14 protein-coding genes are annotated in these 12,539 nt (G+C 42.2%); 12 read left to right on the top strand and 2 right to left on the bottom strand.

What is annotated here, in order from left to right; all coding sequences use genetic code 11:
* The first annotated feature begins 288 nt into the window (after window positions 1–288).
* From NSQ11_RS15875 to NSQ11_RS15825, 11 genes are all read left to right on the top strand, one after another.
* Entirely contained in the window at window positions 289–1,326 is a 1,038-nt protein-coding gene (locus tag NSQ11_RS15875) for a sugar-binding transcriptional regulator (protein WP_008347711.1), read from the top strand.
* 31 nt (window positions 1,327–1,357) lie between these two features.
* The gene (gene gap / locus NSQ11_RS15870; RefSeq protein WP_012011304.1) at window positions 1,358–2,365 is read left to right on the top strand and encodes a type I glyceraldehyde-3-phosphate dehydrogenase; all 1,008 of its coding nucleotides are present in this window, start codon (window positions 1,358–1,360) and stop codon (window positions 2,363–2,365) included.
* 213 nt (window positions 2,366–2,578) lie between these two features.
* The gene (locus NSQ11_RS15865) at window positions 2,579–3,763 is read left to right on the top strand and encodes a phosphoglycerate kinase (RefSeq protein ID WP_017359212.1); all 1,185 of its coding nucleotides are present in this window, start codon (window positions 2,579–2,581) and stop codon (window positions 3,761–3,763) included.
* Between the two features lie 30 nt (window positions 3,764–3,793).
* The gene (gene tpiA / locus NSQ11_RS15860) at window positions 3,794–4,555 is read left to right on the top strand and encodes a triose-phosphate isomerase (RefSeq protein WP_035389424.1); all 762 of its coding nucleotides are present in this window, start codon (window positions 3,794–3,796) and stop codon (window positions 4,553–4,555) included.
* Window positions 4,548–6,083 carry a 2,3-bisphosphoglycerate-independent phosphoglycerate mutase gene (gpmI, locus tag NSQ11_RS15855; protein ID WP_017359214.1) on the top strand — a complete coding sequence of 512 codons (1,536 nt, stop codon included), beginning with the start codon at window positions 4,548–4,550 and terminating at the stop codon, window positions 6,081–6,083. Before tpiA ends, gpmI begins: the two co-directional genes overlap by 8 nt.
* 29 nt (window positions 6,084–6,112) lie before the next feature.
* Entirely contained in the window at window positions 6,113–7,405 is a 1,293-nt protein-coding gene (gene eno / locus NSQ11_RS15850) for a phosphopyruvate hydratase (RefSeq protein WP_003212752.1), read from the top strand.
* Between the two features lie 280 nt (window positions 7,406–7,685).
* On the top strand, window positions 7,686–7,955 hold the full coding sequence (locus tag NSQ11_RS15845) for a hypothetical protein (protein WP_342501157.1): 270 nt from the start codon (window positions 7,686–7,688) through the stop codon (window positions 7,953–7,955).
* Window positions 7,956–8,014: 59 nt separating this feature from the next.
* Window positions 8,015–8,782: an ABC transporter ATP-binding protein gene (locus NSQ11_RS15840; RefSeq protein ID WP_008347699.1), complete on the top strand. Its 768-nt coding sequence runs from the start codon at window positions 8,015–8,017 to the stop codon at window positions 8,780–8,782.
* Complete coding sequence (locus tag NSQ11_RS15835) at window positions 8,754–10,151, top strand: hypothetical protein (protein WP_342501156.1); 1,398 nt, start codon at window positions 8,754–8,756, stop codon at window positions 10,149–10,151. The genes NSQ11_RS15840 and NSQ11_RS15835 overlap by 29 nt, the downstream gene beginning before the upstream one ends.
* Window positions 10,148–10,513 (top strand): hypothetical protein, encoded by a 366-nt coding sequence (locus tag NSQ11_RS15830; RefSeq protein WP_019743631.1) that lies wholly within the window; start codon window positions 10,148–10,150, stop codon window positions 10,511–10,513. The genes NSQ11_RS15835 and NSQ11_RS15830 overlap by 4 nt, the downstream gene beginning before the upstream one ends.
* Window positions 10,514–10,795: a hypothetical protein gene (locus NSQ11_RS15825; RefSeq protein WP_065461090.1), complete on the top strand. Its 282-nt coding sequence runs from the start codon at window positions 10,514–10,516 to the stop codon at window positions 10,793–10,795. It begins immediately after the preceding gene.
* Between the two features lie 20 nt (window positions 10,796–10,815).
* Here NSQ11_RS15825 and NSQ11_RS15820 read toward each other — a convergent pair whose 3' ends face one another.
* Together NSQ11_RS15820 and NSQ11_RS15815 are read right to left on the bottom strand one after the other, a co-directional pair.
* Entirely contained in the window at window positions 10,816–11,280 is a 465-nt protein-coding gene (locus NSQ11_RS15820; RefSeq protein ID WP_342501155.1) for a GNAT family N-acetyltransferase, read from the bottom strand.
* A 15-nt stretch (window positions 11,281–11,295) separates the two neighbouring features.
* A complete protein-coding gene (locus NSQ11_RS15815; protein WP_035389416.1) occupies window positions 11,296–11,760 on the bottom strand; it encodes a hypothetical protein in 465 nt (154 codons plus the stop codon).
* Window positions 11,761–11,878: 118 nt separating this feature from the next.
* Here NSQ11_RS15815 and NSQ11_RS15810 point away from each other — a divergent pair, with 118 nt between their 5' ends.
* The gene (locus NSQ11_RS15810; protein ID WP_035389414.1) at window positions 11,879–12,514 is read left to right on the top strand and encodes an NAAT family transporter; all 636 of its coding nucleotides are present in this window, start codon (window positions 11,879–11,881) and stop codon (window positions 12,512–12,514) included.
* The last annotated feature ends 25 nt before the right edge of the window (window positions 12,515–12,539 follow it).

Below are 12,539 nucleotides of genomic sequence, written 5' to 3'. Positions count from 1 at the left end.
GCAGGCGGCTTTTGACCGCCTGCACCTTTTCAAAGACAAATGCATTCAATATAGAAGAAAATAAATAGTTTTAAAAAAATAAAATGGCGGAAAGCTAGATGACAAGCAGGTTATCGGTCAAAATGTGTCTATTTTTTGTCTAAATGTGTTTGTAAGAGTTGAAAATGCAAGATTATCCTGTTAAAATAATTAAAGAAAGCAGGGATTGATTTTTTTTGGCTGTGGCGGGACGTTTTTTGTCACAGTGGGACGTTTTTAGTCCAACGTGAAAAGAAAGGGTCGTTAGCCATGAATCGTTTATTGGAAGCTCAAAAAAAATTATTACCAGATCTTCTCACAGTTATGCAAAAACGCTACGACATTTTGCAGTACATCAGATTAGCTGAACCAATTGGTCGCAGAAGTCTTGCGACAAGTCTTGGTCTGAGTGAACGTATTTTAAGAGCTGAAGTTCAGTTCTTAAAGGAACAAAATCTGCTGGATGTCAAAACGAGCGGTATGATGCTGACGACTGAAGGTCATGCTTTGCTTGAAATGCTTGAAGGAATGATGAAGGACGTTTTAGGTTTAACCTTTTTGGAAAATACATTAAAGAGGAAATTAGGCCTGGAAGAAGTCATCATTGTTTCTGGTGACAGCGATGAATCCCCGTGGGTGAAGCAAGAAATGGGAAGAGCTGCTGTCCAATGTATGAAAAAAAGGTTTACTGGAAATAATATCGTCGCCGTCACTGGCGGAACGACGATGGAAGCTGTTGCCGAAATGATGACCCCTGATGCCAAAAATCGCGACATGATGTTTGTCCCTGCGAGAGGCGGTCTTGGGGAGAATGTAAAAAATCAGGCAAACACCATTTGTGCCCACATGGCTGAAAAAGCTTCCGGTACTTACAAACTGCTGTTTGTTCCAGGACAGCTGTCAGAAGGTGCTTACTCTTCCATTATTGAAGAGCCGTCTGTCAAAGAAGTGCTTCAAACAATTAAATCATCCACGATGCTTATTCATGGAATCGGTGAAGCAAAAACAATGGCGATGAGACGAAACACACCCGCTGAAGATTTAAAAAAGATTGATGAGCATGACGCAGTGACAGAGGCCTTTGGCTATTACTTTAATCGTGATGGTGAGGTCGTCCACAAAGTGCACTCCGTCGGCATGCAGCTAGATGATTTAGAAAGCATTCCACACATCATTGCTGTTGCAGGTGGATCATCAAAGGCTGGGGCCATTGAAGCTTATTTCAAAAAACCCCGCCGAACGGTTCTCGTCACAGACGAAGGAGCCGCAAAAGAGTTATTAAGGGAGTCAATAGATCCCTCAATATAAAACATTGTGACCTATAAAAGGAGGAAACATCATGGCAGTAAAAGTCGGTATTAACGGATTTGGACGTATTGGACGTAACGTATTTCGTGCAGCATTAAACAATCCTGAAGTTGAGGTAGTAGCGGTTAACGATCTAACAGACGCTAACATGCTTGCACATCTTTTACAATATGACTCTGTTCACGGAAAACTAGATGCAGAGGTTTCTGTAGACGGTACGAACTTAGTAGTGAACGGTAAAACAATCGAAGTATCAGCTGAGCGTGACCCTGCGAAATTAAGCTGGGGTAAACAAGGCGTAGAAATCGTTGTTGAATCTACTGGATTCTTCACAAAACGTGCAGACGCTGCTAAACACTTAGAAGCTGGCGCTAAAAAAGTCATCATCTCTGCTCCTGCTAACGAAGAAGATATCACAATCGTTATGGGTGTAAACGAAGACAAATACGATGCAGCTAGCCACGATGTCATCTCTAATGCATCTTGTACAACAAACTGCTTAGCTCCATTTGCAAAAGTACTTAACGATAAATTTGGTATCAAACGCGGTATGATGACAACTGTTCACTCATACACAAATGACCAACAAATTCTTGATCTTCCGCACAAAGACTACCGTCGTGCTCGTGCAGCTGCGGAAAACATCATCCCAACTTCTACAGGTGCTGCGAAAGCTGTTTCACTTGTATTGCCTGAACTTAAAGGTAAATTAAACGGTGGCGCTATGCGTGTTCCAACACCTAACGTTTCTTTAGTTGATCTTGTTGCTGAATTAAATCAAGATGTAACGGCTGAAGATGTAAATGCAGCACTTAAAGAAGCAGCTGAAGGAGAACTTAATGGAATCCTTGGCTACAGCGAAGAGCCATTAGTATCTGGTGACTACAATGGTAATGCAAACTCTTCAACAATCGATGCTCTTTCTACAATGGTAATGGAAGGCAGCATGGTGAAAGTCATTTCTTGGTACGATAACGAGAGTGGATATTCTCACCGCGTTGTTGACCTTGCAGCTTACATTGCAAAACAGGGTCTTTAATTTCTCACACTGAAGGAACTCACTTGGTTCTTTCCTAGAGACACGATATAATGAAGACGGACAAGGGAAGGGGAAGCATCCCTTTCCCTTTTTCTCTGTATTTATCCGTTCTGCACGATTTCTCGTTTTGATGAGGGCAAAATGGGAAAAGGATAAAGAGAGACTTGTCCAATGCGTAAGGAAACCAGAATAAAGGAGGATCTCCTGACGAGCATGAATAAGAAATCAGTAAAAGACATTGACGTAAAAGGTAAAGTTGTGTTCTGCCGCGTAGATTTTAACGTTCCAATGAAGGACGGAAAAGTGACGGATGATACTCGTATTCGCGCAGCATTACCAACGATTGAGTATTTAACAGGACAAGGCGCAAAGGTACTACTAGCTAGTCATTTGGGTCGTCCGAAAGGTCAAGTTACTGAAGAACTGCGTCTGACACCTGTAGCAAAACGTCTGCAAGAGCTTCTTGGACAAGAAGTGAAAAAAGCAGATGAAGCTTACGGCGACAACGTGAAAAAGCAAATCTCTGACTTAAAAGAAGGAGATGTGCTAGTGCTTGAAAACGTTCGTTTCTATCCTGGTGAAGAAAAGAACGATCCTGAATTATCAAAAGCGTTTGCTGATTTAGCCGATGTGTATGTCAATGATGCGTTCGGTGCTGCACACCGTGCACATGCATCCACAGCTGGTATTGCAGCGTATCTTCCGGCTGTTTCAGGCTTCCTCATGCAAAAAGAGCTTGAGGTTCTAGGGAAAGCCATTTCAAACCCTGATCGCCCATTTACAGCGATTATCGGTGGCGCAAAAGTAAAGGATAAAATCGGTGTAATTGAAAGTCTTCTTGATAAAGTGGACAACCTGATCATCGGCGGCGGACTTGCTTATACATTTGTCAAAGCACTTGGCCACGAAGTAGGAAAATCTCTATTAGAAGAAGACAAAGTAGATTTAGCGAAATCCTTTATGGACCGTGCAAAAGAAAAAGGCGTGAACTTCCTGATTCCAACAGATGTTCTGGTAGCCGACGACTTTTCAAATGATGCGAATACAAGCATTGTGCCAATCTCTGAAATTCCAAGTGATCTAGAAGCACTTGATATTGGAACAGAGACAAGAGAGAAGTATGCTGATGTCATTAAAAACAGCAAACTTGTTGTCTGGAACGGACCAATGGGTGTATTTGAAATCGATGCATTCGCTAAAGGAACAAAAGCAATCGCAGAAGCACTGGCAGAAGCAAAAGATACATATTCTGTCATTGGTGGTGGAGATTCAGCAGCAGCTGTTGAGAAATTTGGTCTTGCCGATCAGATGAGCCATATTTCTACAGGTGGCGGCGCTTCACTTGAATTTATGGAAGGCAAAGAACTTCCAGGTGTGACTGCATTAAACGATAAATAAGACCAAAACTGCTATAAGGAAGTGTCAATCATGAGAAAACCAATTATAGCTGGGAACTGGAAGATGAACAAAACACTTGGTGAAGCTGTAAGCTTCGTTGAAGAAGTCAAGTCATCTATTCCATCTCCTGACAAAGTGGAATCTATTGTCTGTGCACCAGCCCTTTTCCTTGAAAAGCTGAACAGCCTTTCTAACGGAACAGACCTTAAAATTGGTGCGCAAAACATGCACTTTGAAGAAAATGGTGCATTCACTGGTGAAATCAGCCCTGCTGCGCTTAAAGATCTTGGCATCGGCTACTCAGTGATCGGTCATTCAGAGCGCCGCGAATTCTTCGCTGAAACAGATGAAACAGTGAACAAAAAAGCACATGCTGCATTCAAGTATGGCATCGTTCCAATCATCTGTGTAGGTGAAACGCTTGAAGAGCGTGAAGCAGGCAAAACAAACGAACTTGTCGCTGATCAAGTGAAGAAAGCACTAGCTGGTTTAACGAAGCAGCAAGTCGCTGAATCTGTGATTGCCTATGAGCCAATCTGGGCGATCGGTACAGGTAAATCTTCTACAGCGAAAGATGCAAACGATGTTTGTACGCACATTCGCCAAACGGTTGCAAGTGAATTTGGTCAAGAAGCGGCAGACAGCCTTCGCATTCAATATGGCGGAAGCGTGAAACCTGCGAATATTAAAGAATATATGGCAGAATCCGATATTGACGGTGCTTTGGTAGGCGGCGCAAGCTTAGAACCTCAGTCTTTCGTTCAATTATTGGAGGAAGGTCAATATGAGTAAGAAACCAGCTGCATTAATCATCTTAGATGGATTCGGTTTAAGAGGCGAAACAGTCGGTAACGCTGTTGCCCAAGCAAAGAAACCGAACTTCGACCGCTACTGGAACGAATTCCCGCATCAAACCTTAACGGCTTCAGGTGAGGCAGTGGGCCTCCCAGAAGGTCAAATGGGGAACTCTGAAGTTGGGCATTTGAACATCGGTGCAGGACGCATCGTGTACCAAAGCTTAACAAGAGTGAATGTTGCCATTCGTGATGGGGAATTTGAGAAAAACGAAACGTTCCTAGATGCAATGACTTATGCAAAAGAAAATGACAAGGCGCTTCATTTATTCGGTCTCTTGTCAGACGGCGGTGTGCATAGCCACATCCAGCATCTTTTTGCCTTGCTGAAACTAGCGAAAAAAGAAGGCTTAACAAAAGTATACATTCACGGCTTCTTAGACGGACGCGATGTTGGTCAGAAGACAGCGAAAGTGTACTTAAAACAGCTTGAAGAACAAATCAAAGAAATCGGTGTCGGAGAAGTCGCAACACTTTCTGGACGCTATTACTCAATGGACCGTGACAAGCGCTGGGATCGTGTGGAGAAAGCATATCGCGCGATGGCGTATGGTGAAGGCCCAAGTTATCAAAACATCTATGATGTCGTTGATGACTCCTATGAAAATGGAATCTACGATGAGTTCGTTATTCCATCTGTCATTACGAGAGAAAATGGTGAGCCGGTTGCAAAAGTAAACGACGGCGACTCTGTGATTTTCTATAACTTCCGTCCAGACCGTGCGATTCAAATTTCAAACACATTCACAAATGAAGATTTCCGCTCGTTTGACCGCGGGGAAGCACATCCGAAGGATTTACACTTCGTCTGCTTCACACACTTCAGTGAAACGGTAGATGGCTATGTGGCTTTCAAACCAGTGAATTTGGATAACACAGTAGGAGAAGTACTTTCTCAAAATGGATTGAAGCAGCTGCGGATTGCTGAAACAGAGAAATATCCTCACGTGACGTTCTTTATGAGCGGTGGACGTGAAGAAGAATTTCCTGGAGAAGACCGCATCTTAATCAATTCACCAGATGTCGCAACCTATGACCTCAAGCCAGAAATGAGCGCTTATGAGGTAAAGGATGCACTTGTTGCAGACATCAATGCTGATAAGCATGATGCGATCATTCTGAACTTTGCTAACCCAGATATGGTGGGGCATTCAGGTATGCTTGAGCCAACAATCAAAGCCATTGAAGCAGTAGATGAGTGCTTAGGAGCTGTAGTCGACGCAATCCTTGCAAAAGGCGGACACGCCATCATCACGGCAGACCACGGTAACGCAGACGTGCTCATTACCGAAGAAGGAAAGCCGCATACTGCACATACAACGAATCCTGTGCCAGTCATCGTAACGAAAAAAGGTGCGACGCTTAGAGAAGGCGGCATTTTAGCTGATCTATCTCCAACGCTTTTAGACTTACTTGGACTTGAAAAACCAAAAGAGATGACAGGAACATCATTGATTCAGAAATAACAAATTGATTCAAAAGGAGAGAAATAACGATGCCATACATTGTTGACGTATATGCACGCGAAGTATTAGACTCTCGCGGTAACCCAACAGTTGAAGTAGAAGTTTACACAGAATCTGGCGGCTTTGGCCGTGCACTAGTACCAAGTGGTGCTTCTACTGGTGAATATGAAGCAGTAGAACTACGTGACGGAGACAAAGACCGTTACCTTGGAAAAGGTGTTTTGACAGCTGTAAACAACGTAAACGAAATCATTGCACCAGAGCTTTTAGGCTTTGATGTCACTGAACAAGTAGCAATTGACAAAATGTTAATCGAACTTGACGGAACAGAAAACAAAGGGAAATTAGGTGCAAACGCAATCCTTGGCGTATCTATCGCTGTAGCACGTGCGGCTGCTGATTTCTTACAAATTCCACTTTATCAATACCTTGGTGGATTCAACTCCAAAACGCTTCCAGTGCCGATGATGAACATCGTCAACGGTGGAGAGCATGCGGATAACAACGTAGACATTCAAGAATTCATGATTATGCCTGTAGGTGCTCCAAACTTCCGTGAAGCACTTCGCATGGGCGCTCAAATCTTCCATAGCCTGAAATCTGTATTAAGCGCAAAAGGCTTAAACACAGCTGTAGGTGACGAAGGTGGATTCGCTCCAAACCTTGGTTCTAACGAAGAAGCACTTCAAACAATCGTAGAAGCGATTGAAAAAGCTGGTTTCAAACCAGGTGAAGAAGTGAAACTTGCGATGGATGCTGCATCTTCTGAGTTCTATAACAAAGAAGACGGTAAATATCATTTATCAGGCGAAGGTGTTGTGAAAACATCTGCTGAAATGGTTGACTGGTATGAAGATATGGTATCGAAATACCCAATCATCTCAATCGAAGACGGCCTTGATGAAAACGACTGGGAAGGTCACAAACTATTAACTGAGCGTCTTGGCAGCAAGGTTCAGCTAGTAGGAGACGACTTGTTCGTAACAAATACGAAGAAGCTTTCTGAAGGAATCAAAAACGGCGTTGGTAACTCAATCCTCATCAAAGTAAACCAAATCGGTACATTAACTGAAACATTTGATGCAATCGAAATGGCGAAACGTGCAGGCTATACAGCTGTTATCTCTCACCGTTCTGGTGAAACAGAAGACAGCACAATTGCAGACATTGCAGTTGCAACTAACGCTGGACAAATCAAAACAGGTGCTCCATCTCGTACGGACCGTGTGGCGAAATACAACCAATTACTTCGCATCGAAGATCAATTGGCTGAAACAGCTCAATACCACGGCATTGCTACATTCTACAACTTGAATAAGTAATGTAAAGCAACGCGCTGCGTGCGCTCTTTTGAAAAGAGCGTATCGCAGCGCTTTTTTTATGTTGAAATAAAGACGCAAAGCTGGCTCAAGCGAATAGGCTCTGCTTCCTTTGTCATATCCTATTTTTGTAAAAAATCATCCTTCAGTCAGAGGTGAAACGATGAGCTTGACGATTTATAAGCAATAAATCATGAAAACTCTTCTAAAAATATGATCTGAATTGAACTTATGCTATTTGCATGGGGGTGGTATCATTTTACATATATTAGGGGGTGATGAGATGCTGAATCCTTTTAGCCTTCGTTTTCCAGTAGGCGTGTACATGTATGTCCTTCACCTACTGGCGGCATATGATGAAAGGAAGCAACGAATTCTAACTTCTAAGAACGTACAGAAAAATGCATTTTGGATTTATGTCCTTGCCGCTATCTTAGGCATTGTGACAGCTGCAGCTTTGATTTGGGCATGCAAATCATTTGGAAAAGGCTCGAAATTTTTAGGAGAGTTCAAGTTTTTAGGCCTGTATATTAAAATCAAATGCGGCTTCTAACAAATGGTGAGAACAGATGCGAGGTCATCTGTTCTATCTGAAATAAATGGAGGGACATGATGCTGACATTACACTTAACAGAAAAAACGTATAGCCGCACCTTTTCTCTCCGCGATATTCAGTTAAATGTAGAGAAAGGACGTATGCTTCTGCTTTTGGGGCATAATGGGGCAGGAAAAACCACGATGATTCAGTCTATGTTTGGCCTGACACCATTTACGGGTGTTGTCTCTTTAGATGGTAAACAGCTGAATTTTCAATCCTCAGCACATATCTCCTTTTTGAAAGAACATGTTTCCTATATTCCTGATGATCATGCTTTGTTTGATTATTTAACGCCGAGAGAATATTTTCATTTACTCCAGCTTCCAGACAAACGAAATGGACCTCGAGAAGAGGCCTTCGTCGATCTGTTTGAGCTGAGACCTTATATGGATCAGCCAATTGCCCAGCTGTCTCATGGCAATCAAAAGAAAACCCAAATCATTTCACAGCTCCTTAGGTCTTGTGATTATTATGTATTCGACGAGCCTACAAATGGACTTGATCCAGATATGATGATCATCTTAAAAAAGGTGCTCATGAAGCTGAGAAATCAAGGTGCAGGCATTCTCATTTCTACCCATCATTTGGGCTTTGGTGAGACATTGTATGACCACCTTATGATCTTAAGAAACGGTGATATCAAGCTGGATATGTCACGTCAAGAAACAAACAAAACATTTCCTCATCAAGCACTTGAGGATATTTATAAAGAAGTGAATCAAGATTACTATATGCAGGTGGAGAGGTTGCTCAATGACTTGGACACGACACGTTCTTCATAAAATAGAATGGGGCATGCTCACAACGAAAATCAAGCAGCTCGGCAAAAAATATCCTTTGCAGCTTCTCGCCGCAGCCGTTTTTTTATTGCTGATCTACGCCATATACGTTGTCATGAGCCTGCGTTTTTTTATGCAAGTAGGGGAGAGCGAACCAGTTGCTTTATACCTTCAATTTGTGAAAATGACCCTGCTGCTTTTGGGAGCAGGTATTGTCTTTTCCCGTCATAAAATGAAGCGTCAAGAGTATCAGTTCTTCTTTTTGAATAGTGCGATGCAAAGTGTCTCATTTGTCCTTTGTGTGTATTTCTTTCCAGTGCTGTTTTGTTTCATCATGCTTGGTCTTCTTTTTTTACCCATCCTATTAGGACTGATCATTAGCGGCGTTACACTATCTTTGTATTGGATCATTGTGGTAGGGATCACTTGCTGTGGATTGGCGCTGTATACGCTTGCTTCTTGGATGCTGATACGCATTGGTGTGAGCCATTTTATATCAAAAACAAAAGAGCATTTACTGCTGCAAACGATTGGATTTGTGACGCTCGGTGCTTTCGTATTTCTCCTTTTTCAAAAAGCGGTTGAGATGATTTACGTATGGCCGTCTATCTATCTTGTATTTCTGATGATCTTTCTAAGTGCAGGGTGGTTTTGGCTGAAAGGCTTGGCGGCTTGTTATGTCAATCGGATGTTTTTGCAGCTAAAGGTAGAGGTGAAGTCGTTTTCTTACCAAAAAGTCAGATCGGATTCTTCATTTTTCACACATCTGCGGCAGGAGCTTGTTTATTTTAGCCGATCAGCTGTGTTTAAAGAACAAGGTATTTTGTTCCTGTTTCTTGTCTGTTTCACGATAGGTCTCCCATTCATCTTTACTCCGGCAGAGACTGGCTGGCTGTTTACTTTTATTGTGCAGTTTGCCTTAAAGGAGATCCTTATTATGCTACCGCTCATGATTGGCAGGGAATATCATCTCCATCAGCGAGCCATTTTTATGTTAAATACATCAAAGGGTGCCTATTTATTATCAAGAATTTTATTTTATTACACAATGAATATATTGATTTATTTTGTCTATATCGGGCTTGCTTATTTCATGATTGGGGTTGAAAGTGAAGGGCACGGTTTGGCAAGCTTGTCCATTTTATTGATTACTGTCATGGCAGCATGTGTCGGGTTTGTCGTGAAGATTAGTGATTTTAATAAACTGTTTGTGATCGTGATGATGATTGCTGTGTTCAGTATGTTGGATATGCTTTTAGTCCAGTGGCTTTCAGCAAATACTCAGCTGCTCTCAACTGCCTATATGGCTTGTTCAGCCGCATTCTTCATCTTCATATATGCTGCCATGCTAAAGAGGCCGATTGTGCGATGATGACGCTTTTATTTTGCTTAATAGCCGTTGTGCTCATTCATGAACTCGGACATATCCTGATGGTGATGGTGTGCAACAAAATCGAAAAAAGACCCATCTTTGATTATGTGGTGATGATCGATTGGAAGCACGTGTCGATTGTCCATGAGAAATTTTCACGGCCGGGTTTTAATGTGATGGTGGCACTTGCAGGTCCTGTGTTTCCAGTGATCTGCTCGGGTGTGCTTTTCTTCATGTGGAGGCATCCATTGACGCATCCATTGCTGCTATTTTCTTTATTAAATACAGTGATGCTGCATCCAGCTTGCCCAGACGGGAAAAATATCATCGCCAGTTTAAAAGAGATGAAAGGAGAGAACTAAATGGTTAAAGTATTTCATTCGTTTTCTAGCGGTTTAACGCTTGCGATGCTTTATGTGTTTGCTGTGTTTATGACGCCAGTATTTTTAATGCTGCTAGAGGTTCATCATGTTGAATCAAGTCCAACTCTATTTGGTATGCCATTTTATATCATGAAAATTGAACAGTATCAATTCAGCTCAGAGGCAACGCTCTTTGGGTGCGTGGTCTGTTTTTTAGCGGGTGCCGCTCTCTACTTCTTGATTCAATATATGATTCATGCAGTGAAAAAGAGCAGAACATAAAAAAAGCAGGCTGAATGAAGTCAGTCTGCTTGAAGAACGAGTGACAACCGCACCATATCCATACACTGAATACCGTTCTCATAAATCGGTTCATGATAGTGCTTCAGAAAGAAATCGTGATCGATAGACGCCATGCGAAAACCGCATTTTTGATAAAGGGCGAGCTGCTGAATACTAGAGTTGCCTGTGCCAATTTCAATTGTATGAAAGCCAGCTGCCTGGGCTTCTGAAATAGCATGGCGGATCAGCTGCTTCCCAATTCCTCTACCTTGCCATGACTCTTTCACGGCGACATTCATGATTTCCACTGTCTGCTGAGACAGAGGCGTCAGAACATACACACCAATCATGTCCTGTTTATGAAAAGCAACATAACAAGAACCAGATTGTACATAGGCAATGACTTTTTCAGTTGAAGGGTCAGCTAATAGTAAAAGATCCATAGGAACAGATTGATCATGAGACAATGGCCGAATCTGTATCAAATCATTTCATCCTCTCTATTCTTTGATATACCCTTGTTTAACACCCCAATCATATTGATCCTGCACCCATTGAGAAGGAGGATGATGGGTGACATTTGGGTCTTTCTTAACAGTTGTTTTCCTAGTCGTTTGTGCTGCCTGCTTATTCGCTTGAGCCGTTGCTTTCGCTGATGCCAGTTCTTTTTGAAGCTGATCTATTTTTAACTCAAGCGCTTTACGCTGTTTGGTTTCTTTTTGATGCGCCTTCTTTTCTTTCTTCAGCTTGTTTGTGACGGTGGACAATTCCTTTTTTTGACCATCCATTTCATCTTTCATATCCGTTCCTTCTGACTTTAATTGTGTCAGCTGCTCATCATTCTTTCTCATTTCTTGCTGGTGTTTTTTCTCTGCCGCGGTGAGCGACTGCTGCTGCCACACAATCCAGCCAGTTGCACCTAGGATGATCACAGACAAGACAATGATCGTGATGTTTTTTTTCATGTTCTATTCCCCTTTCGTTAAACCTCTATTATCATCGGTTAAAACAAACCAGGTTTTAACAGAACAAGGGAATATTCGCATCAGATTAGCAGACACTATGAAAAAAGGAGGGTGTCTGTTGATTTCCTTTATGATTCATGTCATTGTGTCATTATTTGCTGTCTCAAATCCCATTGGAAACGTGCCTCTTTTCATCACTTTAACAGAAGGCTACTCAGAAAAAGAACGCGCCCAGACGGCCAAAAAAGCGATTGTTGTGTCTTTTATGATTTTGATTGCCTTTCTTTTGGCAGGCAGGCTCATTTTCAAATTGTTTGGCATTGATATCCATGCACTCCGTATCGCCGGAGGTATTTTTATTTTTGGTATCGCTTACAATTTGCTGAATGCAAAAGAATCACATGTTCAAAACCCTCATTCGGATGAAAAGGCAGAGAGCAAAGAGAAGGCCGATGTTTCGGTGACCCCGCTCGCCATTCCGATCATTGCCGGACCTGGTACAATTGCGACTGTCATGAGCTTAACGCCAGGAAGCCACCAAGTAACGCTTCATCTGCTTGCGATTCTTATTGGCATTGTGGTTGTACTTGCCATGACCTATTATGCATTTCATTATTCAAGTTTCATTATGCGAAAAATGGGGAAAACAGAGATGAATGTCGTGACACGATTAATGGGATTGATTCTAGCTGTTGTGGCAGTAGAGATGATTGGCGCAGGGATCAAAGGGATGTTCCCAATGCTGATGTCATAAGTGTATATAAAAAAGCTGTTTTTTT

Source organism: Bacillus sp. FSL W7-1582, assembly GCF_038593325.1.
Lineage (GTDB): Bacteria > Bacillota > Bacilli > Bacillales > Bacillaceae > Bacillus > Bacillus altitudinis.
Note: the sequence above shows the minus strand (reverse complement) of the source record. Positions and strands in the feature narration are given on the sequence as shown.